The following is a 26,530-nucleotide window of genomic DNA, read 5'->3' as shown; positions in this document are numbered from 1 at the left end:
CCCGATTATCTTGACTTCATCTTTGGATTTCGCCAACCTTGTGCTGCAATAACGCGGAAGGGATCATGGCCTCCGAACGAAGTGCCGGATCCCGCAAAGGCCAGCAAACGAAAGGCCCTCTCCCCCGCTCTTCTAATCGTCAAGCCCCCTCCAATTACAGGCTGCATGCGGCGCGAATTGTTTCTCCCCCCGTCGCTTCCCATCGGGTGCCATCCGGTAGGACGATGTCCACAGGTATGCCCGTCGGTGCATCTACCCTCAAGGTGAAGGCGTCGCCGTCAAACTGCCAATCGGTTTTTACGGGCCCGTGTGGTGTCGGCGTCGTTCCGCTCGCCCACGAAAGGCCCTCTGGGCGCGGTGCGATGCAGATGCGTGCATAGCCGGGTGCTGCTGGACGCACGCCGAGTATCGTAGCGGAAAACTCGTAAAGCGGCAATGCACTCCACGCGTGACAGTCGCTGCGCGGCGTTCCGTGCGCTATTTCCGGTGTCGTCGTCAATTCGAGGCCGAGGAACAGCCGCCACCGGTCCCATTCCTTGAATGCTAGCTCGTGCAAGCCGCAAGCTTCCAGCGCACGCATGGACGCAAACGTTTGCGGCAACGACGCCACCGGCAGCGTTTCATCGGCAAACGCACGACGAAGAAGTTCTGCCGCGTCGTCACCTGTAACGGCTCCAGAGAGCACGGCCCATATTTGCGGGTGTACGCTGAAGTCATCCGTTCCCGGGCTGTTCGCGTAGAGTCGCCGTTCGGTTGACCAGCAGTGCCGGTTGATCGCCTCGACAACCGACTCGGCCCGCGCCCGCAGCTCGCCGGCCGCATCTCGCCAGCCGCCGGCGTCCAGCAGGCCAGACGCCTTGTTCAACCCCACGGCATACATGAGGCTATGCAGCGTCATCGGCCCTTCGTCCTGCGTCGGCGGCGCGCCAAACGGCCAACTTTCGACCCAGTCGAAATGTGTCCACAGCTCATAAGGCAGCATGCCGACAATGCCCTCCGGCGTCCGGTAGCGCTCAAACCAGTCTAACAGCTTCAGCATCGCAGGACGGTACCGGTTTACAAGATCGATGTCCCCGAAGTACCGGTAATGTTCCACCAGCATGTCGATCCAGTAGAAGGAAAAGCCGGGTATGACTTGCGGCAGCATGGACGGGAACCGGCATTGCAGCATTCCCGAAGGCAGCTGAGAGCTGTGGAAATCGTCGATCGCCTTGCGGGCCAGCCGGTCGTCGGTGGTCAAATGGAACGTGTACAGCATCTGCAGCCGCGTATCCATAGTATATTGCAGCTGCTCATAATAGGGGCAGTCCTCGTAGGTTTCGTGCATGCAGCGGCGCAGTGTATTGAGCGACATGCGCCAGATCTGGTTCAACTCGTCGTCCGAGCAGTCGAATGTTCCCGCAGGCTCTAGCGGATAGCCCGTCTCCCGGTAGCCGATGCTGTGCAGGGCGATCGGTTCATTCCCGCCCGTGATTTCTACGCGGACATACCGGAACGTCCGGAACCAGAATGGCTCATACACTTCGGGGCTCTCCGGCGTTCCAGCGCCTGAGGCGAGGTATACGTCGGGATCGCCGACCAGTTTACCGCCTTTGGACATTGTCCGAACGCCCTTCATCCGGCCTTTGCTGGCATTGGACGCCTCCGGCTCGTAACATTCCGCGCAAACGATTCGGAATTCGGTGCCCTTGCCACCGCTGAAGGCAAGATGCAGATAACCAGTCGTAAGAAGGCCGGCGTCCAGCTCGAACCAGAGCTTCGAGCCAGCGGGAACGATTACGGATGCCGATTCCAAACCGCGCAGCGTATCGAGCTCATTGGCCTCGCAGCCCTGAGCACGGACAAGGCTTGCAAAAGTTGTCTCCCGCTCGTAAAGCGGCGGAATCGACCGCGGTTGAAGCGCCCAGCCCACGCGTTCCCCGAAGGGATTGCGCAATGGTGCAAATGAAACCGCAAGCGGCCACCCGGAATCGTCGAACTCCGGGTGCGTCCAGCCGTGCGGGAGCTTTGATCCGTCGACGCGCTCCAGCCCGCCCAACCATTGAATAAGCCCGCTCGGCTCGATGGCGTAGCCCTCGGCAGTCACGCACCGCCAGCTAGCACCCGTATGCAGTTCCTCCTGCTTGCGGCCCTCGGCGTCAGTCAGCGCACCGTCCAACAGGAAGCCGCCATTCCGTTCGCTCCAGATCGAGATCGGCCCGGAAATGCCGCCCATCGTCCAAGGCTCTGTCCCGACATAATGTACGACCTGGGCGGCCAGCACGTTCTTGCCGGCTTGTAGCAGTCCGCTGACATCCACAGTCTCGTAAAAATGCCTGTTGGCGTCCCCCTTGCAGGGACCGATCGACACCGACTCGCCATTGACGAACAGCCGGTACCGGCTGTTCGCACTAATTCGGACGGTCAGCCGCTCACCGCCGGCTGCCTGGAACGTTCGGCGAAACAATGCCATCGTGTGGCCGCCCGGCCGTATATCCCGAACCGAGCCTTCCGTCCAGATCCATTGTCCTCGCCAATTGCGGGTGTCATGGTTTAGCAACGCTTCACTTTGCAGCATGATGGTCTCCTTTCGATTCGACGGAAACGGCAAAGCGTTTACCCCTGCGGAAAATCCGCTTCGATTCGACGGTACAACTTCGCTGTATCCTCCAGCACCTCAAATTCGTCTGTTTGTAAGTATTCGATTGAAAAATCGCCCTTGTAGCTGCGAGCCTTGAGCTCACCGAGTAGCCGGCCGAAATCTACTATACCCTCGCCGAACCGGGTCTGCATCCGTCTCGCCGCGGCATCCCGCACATGCACGTGCACCGCCCGGTCGAGGAAACGGAACGTTTCTTCAAGTGGGATGCCCTGCATGACCAAATGCGTAGGATCGTACACTAGCGGCATTTCAGGAAGGAGCTCCATGATCCGCGCACATTGCTCGAACGTCTCGAACGGGCTGTTCACGTGGAATTCGAGCGCTAAAGTCACGCCAGCCGGCGCTGCCAGCTCCAGCTGATCACGGAGCGAAGCTGCACAGTCCGCCAGCGCGTCCTCCCACGGACGGTCCGGGTCGGGTTGTCTCGGCTGGATGGCCGCAAATGAAATGCCGAGCGCCTTCATCCAGTTAAGAAGGCCTTCCGTCTCCGCTTTTCTTCGTACGACCGCTTCCGGTGAACGGTCGTAAAGCTGCGGGCCGACGCCGCTATTCACCGCAATTGGCGTCAGGCTGTACCGCTTCATCAGTGTTTCTGTGCGGCGTACCGCCTCACCGAGACCCTCCGGCGTCACCAGCTCGCGTGTATGGACATGCGCCCAGCCATCGATCGCGAGAATGTCGATACGGGAAAAACCCGCAGCCGAAATGGCCGAGAGTCCTTCATCAAGCGGCGAATTGCAGCGGGTGGATGTGGAGCATGCGATCCGGTTCACAGATTCCCCTCCTCCAACATGATGTCGAGCGGAAATCGCTCCTGATCGAGCGGCAGTTCAATCCGTCGGCCGAGCCGCGCTGACTCGTACGCCGCCATGACGATCTCGTGCGTACGGATCGCAATGCCGGCATCAAGCGGATGCGTTGCTCCGGTTCGCACAGTCTGAGCAAACGCATGGAATACTGCCTGGATGTCGCGGTCCGAGGCGTCCGGCACATTCTCCGCCGGCCGGTACCCGCCGGCCGCTTCGTCCTGAACCAAGACGGGCGGCTGGGCTCCGTCGCCTGCCCGCCAGAGCCGGCCCTTGCTGCCAAAAATCTCGATGTCCTGATAGCCGCGGCCCGGGAGCCGGGCGTCTCCGACGAAAAATTCCGCACGCGCGCCACCCTCGAACTCAAGCGTGACCAGCATGCCGCTCTCCACGAGATGACCGTACCGCCTGCCGGTGAAGATGGAATAATCCCACTGATCGGGCAGACCCGGCTCAACCTCCTGGCGGAACATTGCAGCCAGCACCCACTTCACCGGCGCGTCGCTCATTAAATAGAGCAGCGAATCTACGCTGTGCGTGCCATCGCTCAGAAAATCGCCGGCGCATGAGGCGCGGAGCAAGTAGACGCTGCCGATCGCGCCGTCCTCGATATGCTTGCGCATCGTCCTGTACGGGACGGACATCCTGCGCTGGTGGCCAATGACCAGCGGTACACCACGATCGCGGCAAGCGACCAGCATCCGCCGGGCATCGCCGAGATGGACCGCCATCGGCTTCTCGCAATAGACTCCCTTTACGCCGGCCTCAGCCGCTTGAAGTGTGAAACGTGCGTGGGTGCCGGTAGGCGTTGCGATGATAACCACATCGGGTTTCGTGTCCTGCAGCATAGCAGCATAATCCGTATAGACAGCAGCGCCCCCGGTAATTTCCGCATTGACCGCATGTGCCGTTTCTTCGTTTAGATCACATAAGGCCACCAGCTCGTAATCCGGCAGGGAGGCGACCGCCTTGGCGTGATTCGCGCCCATCCGGCAGCCGACGACCGCCGCCCGAAGCTTCGATTCGTTCGTTGCATTCGTCATTGCTATCGTAACCTCCTTCTTAAGCTGTTACGCCGTCGCCGGCTGCCCGGCGCCCAGCGATCGTACGAACCGAAGCGAGCGCTCCAGACATTCGGCCGGATCCATGTCATCTGGACTTACCATTTCGATCTCCATGACCAGCCGGTCCAGCGGAGCGTGCTTCATGAGAAGCTCATAACATTCGCGCAGCGGCACATCCCCCTCACCGAGCGCCGAGCCCGCGACCTCAAAATGCAGCGGACGCGCGTTGGGACAAGGACGGACGAGGTGATCCTTGAAGTGCGTACCGATAACATACGGTGCGGCGAGTTCGAAGGCCGGAAGCGGACGCTCGCCGATTAGGTATGTATTTCCCGTATCGAGATACAGATAAAGCGAGTCGGTTGCGCGGCACAGATCGACGAGGTCGGAGACGTAGAAGTCGCCATGGTTCTCCACACAGAGCGGCGCGCCGAGTTCCTCACAGATCCGAGCCAGCGGAGCAAGCGATTCCCTTACGCGCTCCAGCTTCGCTTCGACTGGCATAACCCGGTCGAAACGGTGGCCGGCATGCATCGCCGTCGTAACGATCGAACCGCGCAGCAGAGGAAGCGAGCGGCGCAGCTCCTCGCCGATCCGCGCGATCTCCTTCTCCCTTGTGTCGGCATCGGCGTGCAGGAAATCAAAACCGATGTGCGGCGTAAGCTGCAGCCCGTGCTGCGCCGTCAGCTCTCCGACGCGGCTGCGGGCCGCCCCATCCATACGTGTGAAATCGGCAAGCGAGATACCGGTTGACGTCAGTCCGTGACGCCGAAGAAAATCCAGCCTCTCCAGCACCGGGTTCCCCTCGGGCTTCAAAAAGCCCCCGTACCAGACAAGCGCGTACCCCCAGGTTACCACTGGCGGCGCGCTTCGCTGCAGACAATTCATACATCCATCCTCCTTCGCAGTGCGGCGGCGCCGTCCTGCCCTCTTCTAGTGTTTTCCGGCCGTTCAACCCTTTGACGCTGCAATGAAATCCCCTTGACGAAGTACTTCCTGGTACCCCTTCATTCAGGGCTCTTGAGTTTATTGTAGCAAACGCTTTCAGGCAGGGGCTACAATCCGATATTGACATTCATGGTCCATTATTAACTTTTGGGATGATGCACCTTAATTTCATCCCTGAGCAATAGCGATTCACGATACTCCGCCCGATCACGGAGGTTCCGTCCGCAGCCCGTTACGCTTACTTTGGCCCCCCATGGACGGACCTCACCGGTATGCCGTTCGCTTCCATCCGAAAGTGGCGGCGTACGATGCGTCGTTCAATTGTGGACCAACCTTATCCCGGTTCTCCTTATTTCGTTTGGTGGTGGCCGGATTAACGGTTAGCCATATATGGTCTAGTTTTTTTCGGCTAACGATATAGGTTCTTCTCGTCGGGGTTTTACAAGAACCTATATCGTTTTTACTTATTCATCGTCTCCGCATTTTCTCCTATAGCTTAAAAAAATAAGATCCTGCTGTAACCTTTCTTTTTTATAGCACGTCTATAAGATCATACATGGACCAACACACTATACTTACGAGGTGAATGAAATGAAGAGCACTTTCAAAATGATTACGCTATCTACTGCCGTTACCCTGACTCTCGGTCTTGCGGGACAACAACTCGCTTCCGCTGCAGCCTTCAAAGATTTAAATAACGTGCCGGACAAGGAAAAAATCATTTCCCTGCAAAACAGCGGCTTGATCAACGGGATCAGCATCGACCTGTTTGGTCCGTACAAGCCCCTCTCGGAGGTTGAAGGCGTTCAGCTGATCGTCAAAGCTGCGGGACTTAATCTGGATATGGTTCGATTTGTGAAAGAGCCTAAGGCCTCGGACTATTTTCCAAACGCCAACGATCATGCCTGGTACTCGCAAGCCCTTATTATTGCTGCCGTCAACGGACTGGATATTCCGGCCGATCTGAAGCCAAACCAGAAGTTAACCCGGGAGGAATTTACTCACGAGCTTATTCATGCGTTCGAGATCAGCGGCCAGCTGCCCAAGTTGAAGCCGGTTGTGGTTGATTTTAAAGACCAGGATCAAGTGAAGACAGAGTATTCCGGTTCGATTCAGCGTGCCTTGAAATATGGCGTTGTGAAGCTGGATGCCAATGAAAACTTCAACCCTAAACGAGTTATTACCCGGGCGGAGGCCGCTGTTGAAATTAGCAACATGCTGACATATTTGAAAGCCCACCCTGCACCTGGAACGGCTGTAAACGAGACCCTTACCGCGGAGCAGGCTGTTCAATTAATCAAGCAAGTGGCAGGACCGGATGCGGACCTGCAGATTAAGATCGATCCGAAGTCTGAGATGAGCCGTGAATCGTTTACGTACCTGCTGATCCATACGCTTCAAACGAGCGGACAACTGCCGATGATTAATGTCATTCCGGTCGAAATCAAGGATCAGAGTCAGATGGACATCTCGAATTCCGGTGCCGTTCAAACGGCGATTGCTCTTGATTTCGTTACATTAGATGAGGACGGTAACTTCATTCCGAAGGCAGCCATTACCCGTACCGCTGCCACCGACATCGTTAACAGAGTGGCCGAATTCTTTAAAGCCCACCCCGCACCGGATTTGGAAAACAAAATTCTTACAGCGGAGCAGGCCGTTGAATTGATCAAGAAAGCGGCAGGACCGGATGCCGACCTGCAGATCAAGATCGATCCAAGTTCCGAAATGAGCCGCGAATCGTTTACGTATCTGCTGATTCATACCCTCCAAACGAGCGGACAACTGCCGATGATCAACGTCATTCCGGTCGAGATCAAGGATAACGACAAGATTGACATCTTGAATTCAGGTGCCATCCAGACGGCCATTTCCTTGAACATTGTGAAACTGGATGCGGAAGGCAATTTCCATCCGAAGGAAGGAGTCACCCGCGGAGACGCGAACGCTATGGTCAATCGGGTCCATGAGATTATAAAAAAATTCCCGGATCATCAATAAGTGATCATTCAAGAAACTTACGACGAAGAAGCCCTCGGTTTAATCAACCAAGGGCTTTTTCGTTCTGTGTCGGTCGATCTGGCGCTAGCTTGCCTAATTAGTGAAGAATGTCAAGCCGGTATCCGTTTCTTCGATCGGTGCGGCGTATCGCGATAGTGCTTGCAAATCCGCAACTTGCCTTCCAGATCGCGGAGCAAGCTGGAGTGGCCGGCGTTCCGGTCCATGAGCAGCTGCTTGGCGTGTGTCCACGGCCCTTCAATGCGGCCATCGGTCAACACACAATGGCCACGGTACACGCGCCCAGGCGCTGAGCAAAATTCAAGTAACCGTCCTGCTTCAGATCAATCCAGTTCTGAGCTGCGTTCGTCAACAAATAAAACTCGACAAGGCCGCTGGAAAGAAAGAAACGCCTAGCAAATACGGATTGGGTCCTTTCGCTTTCAGCTCGTCCTGCGGCTTAACCAGGTCATCATAGGTGTAGGAGCCTTCGACACGAGATCTCTATTATAGAACATCGCTTATGCAGGGTCTGGGTGACTCTGTTATCTATTCAATTTTTACGGGGAAAACCTGCCCCTCTTTTATTCCGTCATTCACTGGCTTTTCGGCCGGAGAAGAAGTATGTCTGAGGCTTCCTCTTCCAGGACAGAGAATTGAAGTCCTTCCTTTGCCAGCTCCTCTCCGCTCATTTCTCCTATAAATCCGTGATCCTCCGAGCGGATTTCGTAAATTCCGGCAGGCTTCAGTCCTTCTAGATGACATACCCTGGACGGCTCCGCTCCAGCCAGCCGGAACACACAGCGCATGGCCTCCTCTGCTTCTTCCATCAGGTACAGGTAGGCGTTCCACGTCCCTCCTTTACCATCCCGCTCGGTCTGACCGGTCAGGCGGTGCATGTCAGCCTCCCTTACGAAGCGTCTTCCGATTCTTCTATAGAAGTCGATCAGCTCGCCCAAGCGGGTTCTTGTCCAATCCGGAAGCTCGGGAAGCCGGTAAGATACCCAGAAGCCGTTAAGCATATTGGCGCGAATCATTTAATCCAACTTATATCGCGGCATATCCGGCTTGATGGGGTCCTTGTCGACATTACTCTCGTAATGCACAATATTTTGTGACCAGGTGAAATGGAAGCAAGCCGACGGATGCAGCATGAGGGATGCACCCCAGAACAGCTGCAAATGGTGGCGCGTGATGTCCGGATCACTCAAAAAAGAGTCATGGGTATGTTGTGCAAGACCCAGGTCAATGCGAAGCCCTCCAGAGGAACAATTCGCCTGGTATACTTCCGGATACTTGTCCCTGATCCGCTGAAGCAGCTGATAATGAACCATCGCCCCGTCCGCTGCGCTTGATCCGTAATATCCATCCGGTCAAATCCTTCGCCAAACGCTGAAGATTTTGTCCGTCTGTTTTTTATCTCTTTGGGATGATTAGATATGATAAAAATGAACCAAGGCTGCCTTCTGCTTCCGTTTGATAATCTATCTCAATTACGATTAACCATATATGTTGTTGTCTTTTTCGGCAAAAGATATAGGTTCTTGTCGTCGGGTTTTGACAAGAACCTATATCGCTAAAACAAAAAAAGCCGCAGCTACGCGGCTATTTAGCGTGTATGTTCTTGTCGTCTTACAGCGGGCATTACGGAACTCAATTTACGAAGCCTACGCCTAGATCGCTGATCCCACTTTTGAGGTATATTAATCGTTTGGGAGAGGTTCTAACCGTCGTCCTACATCCGATGGGACAAGTCTTCTCGCGGTTCGCCCGAAAGATGGCCTTCTCCGTCTACCATTTGTGCGCCTCCTGGCGGTGCCAGGTAGCGGGCGGCATTCCGCAGCACCTGCCGGACTTCCCGCTGATAATAGATCGGGAAATCCTCGTGCCCGGGCGTAAACCCGAACAGCTTGCCGCGTCCGCGCTCGAACAGGCAGCCGCTGCGGCATACATCTCCGCCTTCCCACCAGGCGATGAAAAGCAGCTTTTCCGGGTCAGGGATCAGCATCGGTTCGCCATACATCTCATCATTCGGAATCTCGATAAAATCGCCGATTCCCTCGCAGATCGGATGACCTGGGGTGATGACCCAGTGCCTCGACTTCTCTCCATTTGGCATCGTGCGAAATCTTCCCCATTCCCCGGCTTCGTATTCGATGCCAAGAAGCCGCTGCCACGGCTTCGAGAAGCTTGCCGAATGCAGGGCAAGGAACCCCATCCCGTCTCTTACGACCCGCCTGCACACCTTACTCGCAACCGCATCGTCCAGCTTTGGATTATCCAAATGGCTCCACCAGATCAGCACGTCGGTGTGGTTCAGCACATCCTCGGTTAATCCATGCTCCGTCATATCCTGGGTCGCAATCGCAACGCGAAACTCGGGATCATCCGCAAAAGCGCCGGCAATCGCCGCATGAATCCCATCAGGATACACCTTGCTTACCGGCTCATAGCGGTCTTGATTATGCTCGCAAAACACGGTTACTCGAATCGTTGGGCTATCCGGCATGTCTCTATGCCTCCTTTAGTAGGATCTCCAGTCGAACAAAACGCAGCTTGCTTCATTCTGCAGGACGTTATCGCCGATTTCGCGGTACACTTCTCCACAATCTGCGGGATCTCGAACCAAAGCAATGCCGTCCACCTGAAGTTTGCCTTCCGCGATCCATTGCAGCGATTTATTCAGACTGTGATCATGGCTGTCCGGCAGAAACGGGCCCGATTTGCGCGGAAGATTCCATTCCCAGCCGGAGTGGACGTGAAGAAAGCCATAAAAGATTTTCAGCAGCAGCCCATGACCGTCCATCGAAGTCGTTTTCCGCCAAGGGACGCCCACCAGGAACAGCTCACCTCCTTGGCGCAAACTGTCAGCGCAGGCGTAAATCCCCGTTTCGTCCCCGCTGCAATCGAAAGCCGCACCGAACTTCCCGGCCATTCCGGGAACGTCCGCAATTTCAGCAACCGGATGCAATATACCGCATTTCTTTGCATAATCCCGCCGTTTTTGCACCGGGTCCACCGCATAAACATCATATCCGAAATTTTGCAGCACTTGACTGCACATCAGCCCAACCAATCCCAGCCCGGTGACAAGCACCGGTTCGGTGGGCCGAACCGTCATCGGGATAATGGAGCTCATCGATACGGCCGGAAAACGGCAAAATACCGCACGCTCAGGCGCTAGCCCGGAAGGGACCGGCAGGATCTCCTCCTCCGAAACCTGGCTGTAAAGCGCGTGTGGTGTACTTGCGTAAAACAAGTCGCCTTTTTTGACCCGCGTGACCGCGGAGCCGGTATCAACGACTTCCAAAACGGCAGCATACCCCGTCACTTGGGGGTACGCCATATTGTCATTGTAATCCATGTATCCCCCCCGCTCAGAGCCGGTGGAAATTAGGGACACGACCGTCTTTCCCAGGATTTCACGTTCCCGGAGAGCCCGTTCCTCTACTGGTTCTTCCACAAAACGGGCATCTTGCTTGCGTGCAAACAACACGCGGCGATTGATCAAGGGAGCGCTCATGCTTCCGGGCCCTCCACTTCCTGGATGAACTCGATTTCCTCCCCGTCAAACCCGACGACGTAAGCAAAATACATGTATACAGGTTTAGGCTGGGCTTCCAGAATATCCGCAAACGTCGGCGCAAGCTTCGGTTTGCCGCCCGCGTCAAGCGCCCGATTGTAACTGGCGTGGATATCGTCCGTCCGCAGCGCTACGTGCAGCCACCGGCCGCTCGCCGGGACGTCCTCTCCGCCGCCTTCAAATACCTCGATGCACGAGCCGTCGCCCATGTCCATCATATACACCCGCTGATCCCTGCCCCAGATATGCTTGATCGTAAAGCCAAGCCCTTCCTGATAAAACTTGACCGTTTCGTCAAAATGATAGGAGGTCATGCCGACATGATGCAGGCTTGGTTCCTTCGGTATTGGATTCATCATGTTATCCTTTCACCGCCCCGGCGACGGAATTGATATAGTTTTTCTGGAAGAAAATGAAAACGAGAATGATTGGAATAATCGAAATAATCGTGGCAGCCGCAATATAGCCGAACTGAAAGTTGAAGGTCCCGCCCAAATAGTTCAAAGCCGCAGCGATCGGATATTTTTCCGGATTCAATACGATGATCGGCCATAGGAAGTTGTTCCATTTGTTGATGAAGTCGAAAATGACGACCGTGGAAACAGCCGGAAGAATTTGCGGTACCATGACCTTGTACCAGATTTTGAATTCCGAGGCGCCGTCAATCCGCGAGGCTTCCATGACTTCATTCGAGACCGAAAAATACGCCTGCCGGAATAGGATAATGCTGAACACCGCCACGGAGCCCGGCAAAATAACGGCCCAATAGCTGCCCATCAACCGCAGGCCGCTAATGGTGATATAATTGACAATCAGCCCGGCGGCCGCAGGCAAAATCTGCGTGGCGATCAAAACGCCGGCGATGATCTTTTTCCCGTAAAAATCGAATTTGGCCAGCGGATATGCACATAAGGAAGCCAGCAAGACGTCCAGCACTATGCCGAGCACAGTCATGACGACCGTGTTCCAGATGTAAATCGGCAAATCGAGGAACTGCACGACCCCGACGTAATTATCGAAGGTCGGGTGTCTAGGGAACAGAGACATTTCATAAATATTTTCATTGCCTTTGAACGAGGTACTGAGCATCCACAGGAAGGGTCCTGCACAGAGCACCGCCACGAGAATCAGGATCAGGTACAAAATGACCTTGCCGGCGATTTTTCGGCCCGTGGTGGTTTTTTTGACGGTAACAACGCCGGTTTGCAAGCTATTCCCCATAACTCATCCCTCCCTTTTTCCCGTAGAAGAAAATAGTCAGGCTAAACACCGTGGTCACCACGCTCATGATAAGGCCGGCGGCGGCGGAGTAGCCAAATTCAAAGGTGCCGAACGCTTTGTTGTACGTATACAGGTTCATGACCATTGTTGCCTTGTCCGGCCCCCCTTTGGTCATGGCGAATACAACGTCGAAGACGCCCAAAGCCGACAGCACGCTGAACAGGCTGCAGAACCAAATATAAGGCTTAAGCATCGGCAGCGTGATCCGGAAAAATACCGTTACTTTCCCGGCACCGTCGATCAGCGCGGCTTCCTGCATCTCTTCGGGAACGGACTGCAGTCCAGCCAGGTACAGCATCATATAATAGCCGAGCCCCTGCCAAATCGTGACGAACATCAGCGAAGCCAGCGCATACCTGGTATCGGCCAGAAAGTAAATCGGCTGCTTGATCCAGCCGTACTGCAGCAGCAGGCTGTTGATGATTCCGTCCGGGTTAAAAATAAAACTCCAAATGATGGAAATCGCGATCATGGAAGTAACGACCGGAATATAGAACAGCACGCGAAAAAAAGTAACCCCGCGCAGTTTCGTGTTTACGACAACTGCCAGTAATATGGACAGGATCTGGAGCACGGGCACACAGGCAACGAAAATCGCCGAGTTCTTCATGGCAATCCAGAATTCAGAGTCGTTGAAAGCTCGCTTGAAGTTATCCAGACCTACAAAGCTGGTGTCCCCGATGGCAGAATAGTCGGTAAAAGCCAATGGGATGCTGTAAATAATGGGATAGAACACAAACAGCACCAAAACGATCAGCGCAGGAGCCATAAACGCATAGGCCATCAAGCTAGTCCTCATTTTTTTACTGGTTTTCTTCGGTGTACCGCTCATGTCGCCAGGGCCGTCTTCCTCTAAAGTTGCAACTGCACCTGTCATGTCACTCATCTCCTTCATGATCCGGCGGGCGGTTCCCCCTCCCGCCGGACAGGTATGCCGTCGTTTCTTATTATTTCAGAAGTTCGTTGACTTTGGCTTCGGTTTCGTCAAGCACCTTTTGCGGGTCTTTGTTCGCCTGCATGATCGATTCGAACATGCCGTTAATGGTACTCACCACGTCGCTTTCCTTCTCGACCCCGAGGCCGAGGTCAAAGCTGACCGCGGTCGCTTTGGCCGCTTCGGCGCGAGCGCGTCCTTCCAGCGTTTCCGTATCCGAAGTGAAGAACGAATCCTTGGCCGCCTCATTTGTCGTAGGCATAATCGCCGCAAGTTTGTCAAAGGCCAGCTGGTTTTTATCGTTGGTCAAGAAGTTCGCGAACAAGATGGCTTCTTCATGGTGCTTGGAAGCTTTCGGAATCGCCAAGCTTTGCAGCGCGCCTTGGGCAATACCTGCGGTACCGAGCAAAGGAGGAGCTACGGCGGTTTTCTTGATGGATCCCGGAGCTTCGTTCTGGATCCGGGTCACCGTTTGGGCCCCCAAACTGATTAATGCCAGCTTATCCTGTGCGTACAATTTGATCATGTTATCCCAGTTGTTCCAATCAGTTCTCGGCATCCACCCTTCCTTGACCCCGTTTTGCAGTTCGGTGAGCAGCTTCAGGGTTTCCGGCGTATTAAATGCCGCTGCAGTTTTGTCTTCATTGAGCAGTTGGATGCCGTTGCTGTACAGCACTTGGCACATTTCGTTAGGGAAGTACAGATAAGCGCCTGTTTTTTCCTTCATGACTTTCGCCATTTCGAACATTTCCGTATAATCGACCGGAGGATGATCCAGGCCCGCTTTTTTGAACAGCTCCGTATTATAAGTCGAAATTGGAGGGGTGACATACCAAGGAAAACCATACAGCCCGCCGCCGAATTCATTGGATTTGTTCAAGCTTTCTTGGTAAATGGACAGCTGCTCGGGCGTTGCTTCCTTGCGCAAATCCACCAGAGCGTCCTTCCCGGCCATGCCAAGCAACAGCGTCGTCCATACGTTGACCACGTCAGGGGCCTTGCTTCCGGCGATTTGGGCTACCAGCTTCTGCTGCATGGCGTCGTAAGGCAGATCCACCCATTTGACCGTGATGTATGGATACTGGGTTTCAAAATCCTTAATGACACCGTTTACATAATTGGTAAAGGTTGGCTGAAGCGATAACGTCCAGAATTCAATCGTAACGGGATCTTTCTTCTCGGTTTCGCCGGAGTTCGCAGGCTGCCCGCTCCCGTTCTCATTTCCGTTTCCGGCCGATTGGGAATTGGAGCTGTTGCCGCCACATGCCGCCAGAGCAAAACAAAGAGCACAAACCAAAATGATTGCCAATGCTTTCTTTACCATTGAAAATCCCCCCTAATTTTTAAACACAGGATGAATCCCGGTGTTATACAACGTTAAGGCATTCGGAGTAGATGCCGCTCAAGCTGCTTCAAATCCTGCTGGGCCACCTCGAATTTGCCGCCACGGGTTACCGCCTCGTTCTCCACGGCGAGCCAGCTGCAGCCGCCCGCGCGGCATTCCTCGAGAATCCGTTGCCAGTCGTTCAAATCGCCGGCTTCCGAGATCCCTGTTTCCACGCCGTCCGCTGCGCTGAAAGGTTTGCAGTGGACGACATCGAGTCTTCCTGAGGCTTCTCTTAGAGCGCGGACGGGGTCGCCTCCTCCTTCGAGGCAGTTTCCAGTATCCAACTCCAAAAAGATCGAAGGCAGGGTATATTTCAAGAGAATTTCCCAAGGCGTGACTCCAGCCAGATCATCCTCGAACTCGTGCGCATGGGTATGGTAGCCAAGACGCAGCCCTTCCGCCTCCAGCAGCTCGGAGATCCGGTTCATTTCCTCCGCGTGGCGCAGCCATGTAGCCGCGTTGTTCTCCTCCGGCCTATGGGCGATGTTCCACGGCCCGCCAAGGCAGGGTATGACGATGTTTCGGTTGCCCAGCTCCTTGTGATAGCGGATCGTCTTTTGGATCGTCTCCGGCTGAAGCAGCTTCCATTCCACATGCCAGCCGCAAATGTCCAGCTCGTAACGCTTCGCAAGCTCCCTTACCTCTGCCGCGGGCCACCGGGCTTCCCCGTACAGCTCCACCCCGGAGTATCCCATTTGATGCAGGGTACTGAACGTATTTTCCAGATCCTTTTGCAGTTCCTCATAAACGGTGTACAGCGCGAGCACGATTTTCATGGGCGGCTCCCAGCGTTTACGTCGGTAAGCCAATTCAGCGCATTAGTGGCCAGCTTCAGCATTTCCGGATCGTTTTGCATTTCCAGCGTATGGCCTTGGCTGATTCCTGCGACGCGGCCTTTACCGTAATCGTGGCACCAGACGCTTGCCGAGGTCAGATGCGCGGAAGTCGCACAGGCGAGTAAATGGGTACGGGCGACGTCCACCTGGCAGAAATAGTGCTCGTCGTTTTGGCAAAACACGCGAACGCCTTCGGTAATTGGATGCCGGACATTGCAGAGAGGGGTAACGGTGACGTCGCTTTGCTCCGGATGATGGACAAACCGGCCCGAGTTCAGTTCCTTATAGAACGGGCTCTCCTCGTCAATGAGGACCAATCCCGCATGATAAAAAAGAATACCCATGCCGCCGAACACTTGATCCACGATTTGAGACTGCTCGGCGAAGGTCAAATCGGTCTCGCCTTCCGGACGGCCGTTGGTGAAAAACACGGTCAGATCCGGCCGCCGGGAATCCAGCAAATCGCGGGCGCGCTCGGTTTTCCGCACATTCCATTCTGAAGCGGGAAACAGCTTCTCGACCGCAGTGGCCAACACTTCCTTGGGATGATAAAAATCGTTCCAGATGATCAACGCTTCTTTTTTCATCATAGATCCCTCCTAAATCCGGTTCAGGATTTTGGATGCTGCGGCCGCGTCCAGCAGAACCTCACAATGGGGATGCAGCTGAACGACCGATGCCGGCATATCCGTCGTGACAGGGCCAAACAAGGCCTCTTCAATGATATCCGCCTTATGCTCGCCCTTGGCCACCAGAATGAGATGACGGGTGTGCATGATGTTTTTAATGCCCCGGGTCAAGCCCCCCAGCGGATAATCGGGTCCTACGCCGGTTTCTTTCCTTACTCTCGCTTCGAAAATAGGGTCCATCGGAGAGACCCAGGTCGTACTCTCGAACGGGGTCCCCGGCTGGTTGATACCGATATGGCCGTTAAAGCCGATTCCCAGCATCTGCAGATCCACCCCGCCGCGGGCTTCCAGCTTCGATTCAAAAATCTCACATTCCCGCTCAAAATCGTCCGACAGCGTTGGCGGCATAATGAAATTTTCCTCGGGAATCCTTAAGTTTCTGACAAGCTGCTCGTAAATCATGGTGTAGCAGCTGCCGGAGTAACTCCGGTCCAGGTTCGTGAGCTCATCTACATTAAAGACGGTCACCTTGGACACGTCGAAAGGATAACTCTTGTAGATTTGCGATACGACTTCATGCATGCCCCCGGTCGTTTGCCCCGTCGACAACCCGATCACGGCCTCCGGCTTCTTCAGCATCTGCCCAATAATGCGCCAGGCCGCGGCAACGTCAAAGGCATGTTCGTCTTTCTCAATGGTGATTTTCATATGCGGCTCCTCCCTAGTAACGCTAAATTTACGAAAGTGCAAGGGTCGCAGCGCCGACTAGCCCTACCGTCGCCGGATCCAGGCGCGAAAAAATAACGCCCTTTGCGACAGAATCCATGACCGGCAACTCCAACCGTTTGGGCAGCTCGCGTCCCATCCAGGCGCTGCCCGCCACGCCTCCCCCCAAAATGACGAGTTCGGGATTGACGACGCGCACCAGGTTCATAATCAATTCGGCGGCCGCGTCGGCGGCGTCGCCGGCGATTCTGACCGCCAGCGGATCACCCTTGTCCGCATGGGCGAAAACTTCCTCCGCGCGGACGAAGCCTCGGCTGGCGAGCTGCAGCAGCGGCGATCCGGGATATCGCTGTCCCAGCAAACGCAGCCGGCGGTCCATCCCCCCGCCAGAAGCGATCGCTTCGGCACAGCCGAAACGGCCGCAGACGCAAGGGGTTCCACTTGTATAATCCACCGTCATATGCCCCACCTCGCCGGCATCGTTTTGCAAGCCCCGAATCAGCTGTCCGTCCGCTACAATCCCCGCGGCGATGCCTGTGCCGATGTTCAGATAAATAAAATGGTCGGTTGCTCGCCCCGCCCCAAATGTTCGTTCCGCTAAAGCCGCCGCTTTGACGTCATTTTCAAGCCGGCAAGGATAGCCGTAACGCTCCTGCAAGAGCGACGCCAAGGCTACCGGGCTTTTTCTTCCCGGATCGATCATGACCCAGTCGCCTTTCGCTGCGTCGACGAGTCCGATCAGCCCGACGCCCAGCGCAGCAGGTTCCGGACCGGAAGGCCTTGCCGTGGCCAAGAAATCGTCCAAGGAGGAACAGATTAATTCCACCGCCTGCTCCTGTTTCAGGTACCCCGAGGGATACGACTTGGAGCTGAGAATCCGCCCCTCTTTGTCCACCTCGCCGATCAGCAGCTTCGTGCCGCCCAAATCAAGGGCAATCACCGTGTCGCCGTTCATTTGCTGTTCACCTTCTCTCCGGGATACAGCTCTTGTTTATCCTCCAGCCTGCCGTCAGGCACCACGACCACAAGCCAAGGGCGGAGGCTGTTCCGTATAACCGTATTCAGCAAGGCCGTTTCTCCGGGAGCTAGGGTGACCGGTTTGATTTCCACAAGATTGTCAGTAAGGAAAGTAAACTCGATTGGTTTGGTCCCGCTGGCGGACAGGGAAATGATTAAAGTGTCGCCTTCGGCCCGCCAAGTCGCGGCATAATCGGCAAACCCGTTGTCCAGTCGATACTCCCTTCCGTTAACGAGTCGCAGTTTTCGAGTCAGCCCCTGCCACTTGAAGCGGTATTCCCCGCTCGGCAGCTCCAGCCTGAAACCTCCGGTATGTGGATCGGTATTGATCACCGTTAGGCGTCGGCTCGCAAGGTTTTCCGCTTCGAGCGGCGTTCCGGGTGCATCAGACAACCAGCCGTAAACGATCGCCTTCCGATTCATTTGGCCGGCCAACAGCAGGTAGCGGATGCTGGGATGAATCCACATTTCCCGGTAAACCGCATTATTGCTCTGCGGCCAATAAGGATAATCCTCGTTGCGGTAGCTCTGAATCCCGACGCAGATCGAACCAGACAATGGGCCGGGGAGGCAAACGTACTGTTGCGCATAATTGTATCCCTCGCCCAGCATTAGCGATTGACCAAACGGATTTTTTCCCACGACCCATTCCAGCTGGCGTTGAGCCAATTGCAGCAGCTCGTAGTCGTTGCGGACTTCCGCACCGAAGGCGGCCAAATTGCCACTGGCAACCACAAGTCCGTTGTTGCCACGGTAGCTGAACCAGGTCGGAAAGCGGCGAAGATAATACCCTTGACCCAAAGCCATGCCGTTTCTGACCTGCTCCCGGTATTCCGCCAGCATACCCGAATGGGCAAACGCCTGCTGGTTTAGGAACAATTCAGCGTCCTGATCCGCTTCGTCCTCATGGTAAATCGAGGCGGGAGCCATCAGGTAAGGCGCGGTATATCCCGCAGCCGTTTTCAGGTACTCCGTATGCAGCACGATCGCGTGATACCAGCGAATCCAGTCGGGATGCTCGGGAAGGATGCGGCACAGCAGGCTCAGCGCCATGACCGGCTCATGCTCGTGGGAGCGATGGTTGTAGTGCTGGATCTGCTCTTTCTTTTCGTCCCGATAATAAAATCCGGTGAGCGGAATGTCCCAGTCCGGATATTCCGTCTGCTGGCAAGCAAGCACGCGTTCGGCGATTTCAACGGCTTTTTCCGCGTAATACTCGTCGCCGGTTACGGCGTAAATATGGCCCGCCGCCAGCACTCCCGCACTGTACAGGAGGATCGGCGAGGATACCCGGGCCGGGTCCATCGCCTCCGTATATTCCTCGAAGTCCAGCTTTTCGTAAGCAAAACCCCAGTCCTCTTTGGCAACCTGTCTCAGATACCGGCTTTGGGGAGGATCGATATCTTCCAGCACCTCGGCGGCTAGCGCTTCGGCCGCGGCGGCCATGAAGTTCTCGATCGCCAAGTTTTGCGCCTGACTGTCGAGCTGGTCGCAATCGCCGATCAGATGACTCGTCCAGACCGATCCGCCGCTCCCCATGGTCCGGTAGCCGTCGCCGAAACGGGTCCGCAGCATCCAGTCGAGCCCCCATTTCCCCTCTTCGATCAATCGCTCGAATAAAGGAACGTTTTCTTTTTGCGCGATGGCGGCATAAAAGAAGGCATAAACGGCTTCCGCTGTGTTCGTCAGGTTTTGGGACATATCCGCCGCATCATGCCAGCCTCCGTTGGCGACCACGCTTTTGTCTCCATGATGGTCCACGACGTTGCCGTGGCAGTATTTATGTATACCGGGCACCTCGAAGCCGCATCGTTCGCAAAAAAAGAGATTGATCGTTTTCCAGATGGAGTTTTCCCACACGTCCTCCGCAATCGGGAAAGTTCGTGTGACCGTCTCGCCGCAAATGAGAAGATAGCTTCCCTCCGTTTGGACTTCGGAAAAATCGAGAAGCGAAAATTTCCCCTGCTCATTTTCCATCCGGATTACCGATTTCTTCAGGACAATACGTCCTGACTTGGCATCCACCAGCTTAAAGAGATCTGCGGCCGATTCGCCCGTAATCGCCGTCTTGACCGCTCCCGGCTGATATCCCGATCCGCAGAACAGGATGCTGCCCGCCTCCGGCTCCCAACCGCTCCACTTTGCGGTTTTCTCCACTCGCTCCAGGCGGATGTCGCTTAGGTAGAAGCACGACTCCTTCACAGCCTCCATCTCGTGGCCGATAATGTCATAGCCGAATTTCAGTGCGGCGACCCGATCCCTCGCCACGTTCGGAATCTCAACGCTCACGTGATTCCACTCGTGATTTTTGAGATTGAAGTGGTGGCAGCCCTCGCGGTTGTAGCGGTCAGGCACCGGGTCCGTCCCTTCGTTGACCAGCTGCAGATGCAGGCTGACGAATTTGAACCCGGGCATCTCCGGCCGGATTCTCAAGGAAATCCGGTTGTATGCCGTCCAGTCTTCCTTCTCGAATTTACGGCTGATATACGGGGTCGCATAAATTCGGGCATAGCTTTCCGTCCACTTTTCTAGACGGGTTGGTGTCGTGAACTTGATGGTTCGGTTACCTTCCCACATTTGTTCATCGCTTAACAACAGATTTGCCAAAGGATCAGCTTCCCAAGCCTCGAGATTTTCAAAGGTTTCAAGCACTCTGCTCTCGATCGCCGGAGTCGTCCCCAGCACATGCTCATAATACTCATCTTCGGCCAAAAACAAAGGCTGATGGATCATTTTGCTATCTTGAAGATGCTTGTCGAACAAAGGATTGGTCATAGCTGTTTTACTCCATTCACTCAGGTTAGCCCAAGAAGATGTTTTTCAAATTTTTATGTGTATCGATACACATAAAATATAACAACGCTTTCACCTGGTGTCAATCCCAAAAATCAGAATAATTCCTTCGAGAATGTTCAAGAAATCGTAAGGATGTGATCGCTTACATTCAATGTAATTTAGTATTTTCATGAATAACGACAAAAAATCCAGGGTCACCCCCCTCTCGGGCGGATGATCCTGGATTTTCTATGATATATGTGTAACGGTACATGTCATGCCTTCTTTTTAGCTGTTTCTGGGCATGCAACTGTCTCTGACGATCAATTCCGCTTTCAGCACCACTTTCTCCTTCGGCAGCTCGGGTTGATTCAGGCTTTTGATCAGCCGCTTGATGCCGATATAACCCAATTCGTACAACGGCTGCCGCATCGTGCTGATCGGTTTGCAACTACATTGGTAGTCCGCTGGGTTTTCGTCGTCGAACCCGATGATGGAAATATCCTCGGGCACCCGAATTCCCGCCTCTTCCATCGCCTGTATTGCTCCAAAGGCGGAAATGTCCGACGCAAAGAATATGGCGTCCGGCAGGTCGCCTCTGGCGATCATATTTTTCATTTCCCGGTAACCGACCTCATAATACGCGCGGTCTCCGCGAAAATTGGAATCCTGGGAAGGCAGGCGCACAGCGGGATCAAACGTCGGATACACGATCAGGTCGCTTTGCACCGGAATTTGATTGTCCTGCAGCGCTCTAATATACCCGTTCAGACGTTCCAGGGTAATCTTCAGGTTCATGTTGCCGGCCATGTGTGCGATCCGTTTATGCCCTTGCTTGATCAAATGCTCCGTGGCTCGGTAAGCTCCTTCGGCATTGTCGATGACGACCTTGTCCACGTCTACGTCGTCGACGTTGTTTTCAATGAGCAAAAATGGGAACGTCGAATCGGCCAACTCCCGAATGATCGTGTCGTCCGACGTCAAGCTTCCATATATGATGATGCCATCCACCCGCCCCTGCGTCAGGAAGCTGATGTGGCGACGTTTCTTCTGCAAGTCTCCGTTGGAGGAACAAAACAACACGTTGTATTTGTTTTCCTTGTCAAAATCCTCCGCCCCTTGCTCCAGGCCGGAAATCAGCCGTCCCGCAAAGGGTGCCCACAGATTGTCCAGAACGATGCCAATGCTTTGCGTTTTTTGAAGGACAAGTGAGCGGGCAATGCCGTTCGGCCGGTAGTTCAACTCCTTGATCGCCAGCTGGATTTTTTCTCTCGAAACCTGGCTTACACCTTTCCGACCGTTCAGATATCGCGAGACCAGCGTGGTAGAAAGACCGGCACGCTCTGCCACATCCTTGATCGTTGCCATCTTAACATCTCCTACAATAAATTAGTTTGCTCCCGCCGCGGTCGTTCTCCAGTCGAAAATCGTACAGGTTTTGGGCGAAGTTTTGCTCACGATTGCCTGGTAAACATCGTCGCAGCGGGCGGGATCGGCCAGCTCGTAAATGCCCTTGACCTTGATGTCACCGTCGTAAATCCACTGCATCCCTTTGGCGAAATTCCCATAATTACTCCCGGGCATCAACTCTGTCGAATGACGGGGAATGCTCCACTCCCAGCCCGAAGTCAAGGTGATGAACCCGTAAAAGACCTTATGAAACACCTCATGCGCCCAGGTGTCCGTCCCTCTGTACCAAGGTACGCCTACAAGGGACAGCTCTCCCCCTTTTCGCAGGACGTCCAGAGCGTCAAGCGCAGCTTGCTCCGCACCCGAGCATTCTACGGCAAGGCCAATCTTTCCTGCAACCGGGCAATCTTGTACGGAAGGATAAACATGGCGGATACCGCAATCCAGTGCGATTTGGCGCCGGTTTTCTCCCGGATTCACCGCGTAAACGTCATAGCCGCAATGCTGCAGCATTTGGGCGCACATCAAACCTACGATTCCAAGTCCCGTGACCAGAACAGGCTCCACCGGTCGAATCTGCGTCTTCAGTAACGTTGTCATCGAAACCGCCGGAAATCTGCACAACACAGCCTCTTCGGGCTTCATTCCCTCGATTACGGGAATGGTCTCGCCCTCCGGAACGACGTTGTACAACGAATGTGGCGCGCTCGCAAACACGAGTTGCCCGGGTGCCGTTCCTTTTACCCCGCTCCCCGTTTCAATGACTTCCATAACAGCAGCGTATCCCGTTTCCATCGGATAACGGTTCCCGCCGAAATAATCCATGTATCCGCCTCGTTCGGAGCCCGATGAAATGAGTGATACGAGCGTTTTGCCCAATATCTCATGGTCCCCCAGCGCTCGTCCCTCCAGGACTTCCTTCACCAGGGCCGCTTTGCCTTGTGCTACGAATTTCACACTAAGATTCTCATAGGTGTCCAAATCCACATTCTCCCCCATACCGTAGATTAATACGTTGAAACGAGATTAAATGTTTAACGTTACACAAAGATACCATACTCCTTTAATTTTTGTCAATGTAACCCATTTGGACAGGGTTGAATAAAGAAAATACCTGCCCCAAAGAATATTCACGATGTTCCTTTTACACTGAATGTTCGTCGCGATACACAGAGCAAAATAATTATAATCTGCTTCAGGCTTCCCGCCGTGATCTGAATCCAGGAAGTGATATCCACCAGTGTCCACTGAGAGTCCAGCGAAGAGGACCAGACGACAAATTCGTCCCCGGCTCGCTTTGCCCCAGTAGAAGCTTGATATCGGCTGTCGCATTACAAGCACTCAAACTCAAATGGTGATGAATAATTTGAATACCCTCACTCCATCACTCCTGCAGGGTTCTCCCACTTCTTTTGACTCCATATTTCGCCGTTACTTATGATCAGGTTCACCCCGCTGTCCGTAACAGCCAGTTTTTAGGCCATCCCTTGTGGGGATGGCCCTTCTGGTACATCGAATGAACGTTATTCACCTGAACTCAATAACCCACCGAATTCCTTAAAGTAAGAATATTCTCCTGAAGAAACGTTTGATTTTTTTCAATTCCTCTGTTTTTACACCAAACGACTGCGCAGAATGCATCGTAAAAATCATAAAATGGCAGCACGCTTTCCATAGCCAACATAGGTCGAATCGATTGATAACCTTCAATGAACGGTATCTTTGTTCTTGGATTGACTTCCCAAATATATCGATTGACCTTTGTAAAATCGATTTCCGACGATCCACCACGGGCGCTCTCGAAATCAATAATGCCGGTAACCTCGTTACCATTCACCAATATATTACCGGGCCTAAAATCCATGTGAACAATGCATGGTCCGTCAGGATCCGGTAAAGCAGAGAAAACTCCGTCAAAGTGAAGAATACATCTTTCATACAATTTTGATTCGAGAATCTCTTTGCATGGCTCTTTCCACTTTTCAAAATTACTTTTGATATGTAATCTCCAATTATTCTGGTCAAGGAACTTAAAACCATCCGTTACATGGTAACCATACCCAGGAGTTTTAACCTCATGGAGCATAGCAAGATACACGCCAATTTGAAAAGAGAGTTTCTCATCAATGTCTCCTATACAAGGCATTCCTTGAATTGCTGAAAGAAGCAATGCTCCAGTGTTGCTTTCATCCCCGTACCAAATGTCCAATACCTTAGGAACAGGAATTACTCCTTTCAATGTTTCAAGTATCTGAAACTCACGAAATAGTTTATCTTTGTTAAATGGAATTTTTACATACACGTTTTCTCCGCTAGCAAGAGTAAGTTTATATACATCAGAACTAAATGACTCTGGAACATCTTCTATATTCGAGACGTTCAACTTTAGCTTTTCAATCACTTTTAGAATAGAATTCATAAGTAACCTCCCGTTTTGAAGCGATTCTTCCGTTTGTTTCTCTAAAAACCGATGTTATAACCCCTCACCTATTGCAGGTCTTGACGAAGATATATTTAGCCATGAGGGAACCGGCTTGAAAATAGCACAGGCCCCAGACGTAGATTCCCTGAATCTAACACTGCTCAACTCCCTTACTGGTTACTAAAATGCCCGTTAGCTTAACGCTTGCAGATCATTGTAAGCAATCCAGCGAACTACATTCTTGCGGCAATCACTGCCCCTTTCTTCTTCATTTGCCAGCGTTAATCCTCCCAGTATCCTTTATCCTCAATCTCTTTCGTTCTATCGCATGGGATCATATGTCAAAAGAAATTCAGATACTCACCCGCTTAGATATTAATGAGGAAAGGTTATTTTTTATCGTTCGGATTTCTGGAGGACTGTTTCCTTTCTTGAACATGCATATATCGCATATACAAAAATGCCTAACGACGTTTTATGCAATAACACCTATCTTTTAGAACCGCTTCAAAGTATGCCCCCTCACCATTTGGGAAAGGAATGTTATGTATAAGATACCAATTTTTCCGATAGGAGAAGTTTCCTCATGAATTCAGCCAGCCAGAACTCAACTAACATCGATTCGGACTTACCCATCAGCGGCCATTTGTTAAACAATGAGCGCATGTTAAGAACAATATTCGAGCGCTGTTCAGACGTTGTGTTTCGGGATGTTACCCTGCAGGGAAACATCCGACTGCTTCTCATTTACGTAGATGGCATGATTGATAAAGATATAATCCAATCCACGATCCTCAAGCCGTTACTTTACGAAGGCATCCCCCAAGGAATCGGCCCTATCGACAGTATCGCACAAATGTGCGAGCAGGAAATGTTTGCGGTTCTCCAAACTAAGAAGGTCTACACGTTTCACGATGTGGCAGATCAGATATTACAAGGTAATGTAGCCTTTTTGGCAAACGGGGAGGATTCTGCTCTTCTGGCGGATGTGACCGGATTTGAAAAGAGATCCGTTGAAGAACCTTCTATGGAAGCAGCGATTCGCGGATCACGGGAGAGCTTCACCGAAACTCTGCGGACAAACACAACCTTGATCCGCCGAATTATTGTCACACCAACCCTGAAGATGGAATCCTTTCGAGTCGGCAAGCTGACCCAAACCGAGGTCGTTCTTGCCTATATCGAGGGCATTGTTTCCACATCAATGCTGGACGAGATTCGTTCAAGGATAGAACAGATCGATCTTCAAGGCGTGTTGGATTCCGGGTACATTGAAGAATCCATTGAGGACACTCACTTCTCTCCTTTTCCGCAAATGCAAAGCACCGAGCGGCCGGATGTCGTTTCGGCAGGACTGATGGAGGGACGGGTAGCGGTATTGGTTAATGGATCACCGATCACCCTGATCGTACCGATGACATTCTGGGACGGCCTGCAGGCACCCGACGATTATTACGAACGGTTTATGTATGTATCTCTGAACCGTTGGATACGCTATTTATTTGCCCTGTTTGCCCTTACGTTCCCTTCGCTATACATTGCGCTGACTACCTATCATCCGGAAATGGTTCCCCCAAAACTGGTGCTGAGCATCACATCCCTCAGGGAACAGGCTCCATTTCCAACGGTCATCGAAGTATTTATTATGGAATTTATGTTTGAGGGATTACGGGAAGCGGGGATTCGGTTGCCCCAGCAAATCGGTCCACTCGTCAGCATTGTAGGGGCTTTGGTTATTGGACAGGCTGCAGTACAGGCCGGGATCATTTCAGCGCCTATTGTCATCGTCGTATCGGCTGCTGGTATATCGTCGTTTGTGATACCACGCTACCGGTTCGGCTACCCCATGCGAATACTTCGCTTCCCACTGCTCGTGTTATCCGGTATTTTTGGACTTTTCGGCACGGCAATCGGCATGATCGCCATTTTGTCCCATCTGATCCATCTCAGCCCGTTTGGATCACCTTACCTTCAACCCGTCTCACCAAACCGAAAAAAGCAGCTGAAATATGTATTTATACGTAAACCGAGAGGGCGTACGAGTTAATTGTGAACAGGAAAGGATTAAGTCGA

The 26,530-nt window shown here is 53.4% G+C and carries 23 protein-coding genes; 2 read left to right on the top strand and 21 right to left on the bottom strand.

Annotation, left to right across the window (positions count from 1 at the left end; all coding sequences use genetic code 11):
• Positions 1-154: 154 nt before the first annotated feature.
• The 4 genes from FHS19_RS15240 to FHS19_RS15225 are packed head-to-tail and all read right to left on the bottom strand — an operon-like array spanning position 155 to position 5,399.
• A complete protein-coding gene (locus FHS19_RS15240) occupies positions 155-2,557 on the bottom strand; it encodes an alpha-L-rhamnosidase-related protein (protein ID WP_183582611.1) in 2,403 nt (800 codons plus the stop codon).
• A 38-nt stretch (positions 2,558-2,595) separates the two neighbouring features.
• Positions 2,596-3,414 (bottom strand): sugar phosphate isomerase/epimerase family protein, encoded by an 819-nt coding sequence (locus tag FHS19_RS15235; RefSeq protein ID WP_183582610.1) that lies wholly within the window; start codon positions 3,412-3,414, stop codon positions 2,596-2,598.
• Entirely contained in the window at positions 3,411-4,490 is a 1,080-nt protein-coding gene (locus FHS19_RS15230; protein WP_183582609.1) for a Gfo/Idh/MocA family protein, read from the bottom strand. The genes FHS19_RS15235 and FHS19_RS15230 overlap by 4 nt, the downstream gene beginning before the upstream one ends.
• A 27-nt stretch (positions 4,491-4,517) precedes the next feature.
• Complete coding sequence (locus tag FHS19_RS15225) at positions 4,518-5,399, bottom strand: sugar phosphate isomerase/epimerase family protein (protein ID WP_183582608.1); 882 nt, start codon at positions 5,397-5,399, stop codon at positions 4,518-4,520.
• Positions 5,400-6,050: 651 nt separating this feature from the next.
• Here FHS19_RS15225 and FHS19_RS15220 point away from each other — a divergent pair.
• Positions 6,051-7,460: an S-layer homology domain-containing protein gene (locus FHS19_RS15220; RefSeq protein ID WP_183582607.1), complete on the top strand. Its 1,410-nt coding sequence runs from the start codon at positions 6,051-6,053 to the stop codon at positions 7,458-7,460.
• A gap of 110 nt (positions 7,461-7,570) precedes the next feature.
• Here FHS19_RS15220 and FHS19_RS15215 read toward each other — a convergent pair whose 3' ends face one another.
• From FHS19_RS15215 to FHS19_RS15135, 17 genes are all read right to left on the bottom strand, one after another.
• Positions 7,571-7,738, bottom strand: coding sequence for a hypothetical protein (locus FHS19_RS15215; protein ID WP_183582606.1), 168 nt, complete (start codon positions 7,736-7,738; stop codon positions 7,571-7,573).
• A gap of 315 nt (positions 7,739-8,053) precedes the next feature.
• Positions 8,054-8,494: a hypothetical protein gene (locus FHS19_RS15210; RefSeq protein WP_183582605.1), complete on the bottom strand. Its 441-nt coding sequence runs from the start codon at positions 8,492-8,494 to the stop codon at positions 8,054-8,056.
• A complete protein-coding gene (locus tag FHS19_RS15205; RefSeq protein WP_183582604.1) occupies positions 8,495-8,791 on the bottom strand; it encodes an alpha-galactosidase in 297 nt (98 codons plus the stop codon).
• 401 nt (positions 8,792-9,192) lie between these two features.
• Positions 9,193-9,966 (bottom strand): ThuA domain-containing protein, encoded by a 774-nt coding sequence (locus FHS19_RS15200; protein ID WP_183582603.1) that lies wholly within the window; start codon positions 9,964-9,966, stop codon positions 9,193-9,195.
• Between the two features lie 15 nt (positions 9,967-9,981).
• Entirely contained in the window at positions 9,982-10,980 is a 999-nt protein-coding gene (locus FHS19_RS15195; protein ID WP_183582602.1) for a zinc-dependent alcohol dehydrogenase, read from the bottom strand.
• Positions 10,977-11,399 carry a VOC family protein gene (locus FHS19_RS15190; RefSeq protein ID WP_183582601.1) on the bottom strand — a complete coding sequence of 141 codons (423 nt, stop codon included), beginning with the start codon at positions 11,397-11,399 and terminating at the stop codon, positions 10,977-10,979. Before FHS19_RS15190 ends, FHS19_RS15195 begins: the two co-directional genes overlap by 4 nt.
• Before the next feature lies 1 nt (position 11,400).
• On the bottom strand, positions 11,401-12,261 hold the full coding sequence (locus tag FHS19_RS15185) for a carbohydrate ABC transporter permease (RefSeq protein WP_183582600.1): 861 nt from the start codon (positions 12,259-12,261) through the stop codon (positions 11,401-11,403).
• Positions 12,251-13,198 (bottom strand): carbohydrate ABC transporter permease, encoded by a 948-nt coding sequence (locus FHS19_RS15180; RefSeq protein ID WP_246426574.1) that lies wholly within the window; start codon positions 13,196-13,198, stop codon positions 12,251-12,253. Before FHS19_RS15180 ends, FHS19_RS15185 begins: the two co-directional genes overlap by 11 nt.
• 70 nt (positions 13,199-13,268) lie before the next feature.
• Positions 13,269-14,579 (bottom strand): ABC transporter substrate-binding protein, encoded by a 1,311-nt coding sequence (locus tag FHS19_RS15175; protein WP_183582599.1) that lies wholly within the window; start codon positions 14,577-14,579, stop codon positions 13,269-13,271.
• 53 nt (positions 14,580-14,632) lie between these two features.
• Positions 14,633-15,418 carry a sugar phosphate isomerase/epimerase family protein gene (locus FHS19_RS15170; RefSeq protein ID WP_183582598.1) on the bottom strand — a complete coding sequence of 262 codons (786 nt, stop codon included), beginning with the start codon at positions 15,416-15,418 and terminating at the stop codon, positions 14,633-14,635.
• On the bottom strand, positions 15,415-16,068 hold the full coding sequence (locus FHS19_RS15165) for a ThuA domain-containing protein (protein ID WP_183582597.1): 654 nt from the start codon (positions 16,066-16,068) through the stop codon (positions 15,415-15,417). The genes FHS19_RS15170 and FHS19_RS15165 overlap by 4 nt, the downstream gene beginning before the upstream one ends.
• Positions 16,069-16,077: 9 nt before the next feature.
• Positions 16,078-16,815 carry a 6-phosphogluconolactonase gene (locus tag FHS19_RS15160; RefSeq protein ID WP_183582596.1) on the bottom strand — a complete coding sequence of 246 codons (738 nt, stop codon included), beginning with the start codon at positions 16,813-16,815 and terminating at the stop codon, positions 16,078-16,080.
• 28 nt (positions 16,816-16,843) lie between these two features.
• Positions 16,844-17,788, bottom strand: a complete 945-nt coding sequence (locus FHS19_RS15155) for an ROK family protein (protein ID WP_183582595.1) — start codon at positions 17,786-17,788, stop codon at positions 16,844-16,846.
• On the bottom strand, positions 17,785-20,625 hold the full coding sequence (locus tag FHS19_RS15150) for a glycoside hydrolase family 9 protein (RefSeq protein WP_183582594.1): 2,841 nt from the start codon (positions 20,623-20,625) through the stop codon (positions 17,785-17,787). Before FHS19_RS15150 ends, FHS19_RS15155 begins: the two co-directional genes overlap by 4 nt.
• Positions 20,626-20,913: 288 nt before the next feature.
• The gene (locus FHS19_RS15145) at positions 20,914-21,993 is read right to left on the bottom strand and encodes a LacI family DNA-binding transcriptional regulator (RefSeq protein WP_183582593.1); all 1,080 of its coding nucleotides are present in this window, start codon (positions 21,991-21,993) and stop codon (positions 20,914-20,916) included.
• 21 nt (positions 21,994-22,014) lie between these two features.
• A complete protein-coding gene (locus FHS19_RS35505) occupies positions 22,015-22,992 on the bottom strand; it encodes a zinc-dependent alcohol dehydrogenase (RefSeq protein WP_183582592.1) in 978 nt (325 codons plus the stop codon).
• 580 nt (positions 22,993-23,572) lie between these two features.
• Positions 23,573-24,454, bottom strand: coding sequence for a phosphotransferase family protein (locus tag FHS19_RS15135; protein WP_183582591.1), 882 nt, complete (start codon positions 24,452-24,454; stop codon positions 23,573-23,575).
• Between the two features lie 589 nt (positions 24,455-25,043).
• On the opposite strand from FHS19_RS15135, the gene FHS19_RS15130 reads away from it, so the two are divergent.
• The gene (locus FHS19_RS15130; protein ID WP_183582590.1) at positions 25,044-26,504 is read left to right on the top strand and encodes a spore germination protein; all 1,461 of its coding nucleotides are present in this window, start codon (positions 25,044-25,046) and stop codon (positions 26,502-26,504) included.
• The last annotated feature ends 26 nt before the right edge of the window (positions 26,505-26,530 follow it).

Origin of the sequence: Paenibacillus rhizosphaerae, from assembly GCF_014192015.1 — a bacterium.
Classification (GTDB): Bacteria; Bacillota; Bacilli; order Paenibacillales; family Paenibacillaceae; genus Paenibacillus_AQ; species Paenibacillus_AQ rhizosphaerae.
Note: the sequence above shows the minus strand (reverse complement) of the source record. Positions and strands in the feature narration are given on the sequence as shown.

What these genes read in the sequence shown, in the direction of transcription:
- FHS19_RS15165 (WP_183582597.1), bottom strand. Translation starts at nt 16,068, where the DNA reads ATGATGAAAAAAGAAGCGTTGATCATCTGGAACGATTTTTATCATCCC.
- FHS19_RS15175 (WP_183582599.1), bottom strand. Translation starts at nt 14,579, where the DNA reads ATGGTAAAGAAAGCATTGGCAATCATTTTGGTTTGTGCTCTTTGTTTT.
- FHS19_RS15240 (WP_183582611.1), bottom strand. Translation starts at nt 2,557, where the DNA reads ATGCTGCAAAGTGAAGCGTTGCTAAACCATGACACCCGCAATTGGCGA.
- FHS19_RS15145 (WP_183582593.1), bottom strand. Translation starts at nt 21,993, where the DNA reads ATGGCAACGATCAAGGATGTGGCAGAGCGTGCCGGTCTTTCTACCACG.
- FHS19_RS15150 (WP_183582594.1), bottom strand. Translation starts at nt 20,625, where the DNA reads ATGACCAATCCTTTGTTCGACAAGCATCTTCAAGATAGCAAAATGATC.
- FHS19_RS15230 (WP_183582609.1), bottom strand. Translation starts at nt 4,490, where the DNA reads ATGACGAATGCAACGAACGAATCGAAGCTTCGGGCGGCGGTCGTCGGC.
- FHS19_RS15190 (WP_183582601.1), bottom strand. Translation starts at nt 11,399, where the DNA reads ATGATGAATCCAATACCGAAGGAACCAAGCCTGCATCATGTCGGCATG.
- FHS19_RS15170 (WP_183582598.1), bottom strand. Translation starts at nt 15,418, where the DNA reads ATGAAAATCGTGCTCGCGCTGTACACCGTTTATGAGGAACTGCAAAAG.
- FHS19_RS15130 (WP_183582590.1), top strand. Translation starts at nt 25,044, where the DNA reads ATGAATTCAGCCAGCCAGAACTCAACTAACATCGATTCGGACTTACCC.
- FHS19_RS15225 (WP_183582608.1), bottom strand. Translation starts at nt 5,399, where the DNA reads ATGAATTGTCTGCAGCGAAGCGCGCCGCCAGTGGTAACCTGGGGGTAC.
- FHS19_RS15220 (WP_183582607.1), top strand. Translation starts at nt 6,051, where the DNA reads ATGAAGAGCACTTTCAAAATGATTACGCTATCTACTGCCGTTACCCTG.
- FHS19_RS15195 (WP_183582602.1), bottom strand. Translation starts at nt 10,980, where the DNA reads ATGAGCGCTCCCTTGATCAATCGCCGCGTGTTGTTTGCACGCAAGCAA.
- FHS19_RS15200 (WP_183582603.1), bottom strand. Translation starts at nt 9,966, where the DNA reads ATGCCGGATAGCCCAACGATTCGAGTAACCGTGTTTTGCGAGCATAAT.
- FHS19_RS15210 (WP_183582605.1), bottom strand. Translation starts at nt 8,494, where the DNA reads ATGATTCGCGCCAATATGCTTAACGGCTTCTGGGTATCTTACCGGCTT.
- FHS19_RS15205 (WP_183582604.1), bottom strand. Translation starts at nt 8,791, where the DNA reads ATGGTTCATTATCAGCTGCTTCAGCGGATCAGGGACAAGTATCCGGAA.
- FHS19_RS15155 (WP_183582595.1), bottom strand. Translation starts at nt 17,788, where the DNA reads ATGAACGGCGACACGGTGATTGCCCTTGATTTGGGCGGCACGAAGCTG.
- FHS19_RS15180 (WP_246426574.1), bottom strand. Translation starts at nt 13,198, where the DNA reads ATGACAGGTGCAGTTGCAACTTTAGAGGAAGACGGCCCTGGCGACATG.
- FHS19_RS15135 (WP_183582591.1), bottom strand. Translation starts at nt 24,454, where the DNA reads ATGAATTCTATTCTAAAAGTGATTGAAAAGCTAAAGTTGAACGTCTCG.
- FHS19_RS15185 (WP_183582600.1), bottom strand. Translation starts at nt 12,261, where the DNA reads ATGGGGAATAGCTTGCAAACCGGCGTTGTTACCGTCAAAAAAACCACC.
- FHS19_RS15160 (WP_183582596.1), bottom strand. Translation starts at nt 16,815, where the DNA reads ATGAAAATCACCATTGAGAAAGACGAACATGCCTTTGACGTTGCCGCG.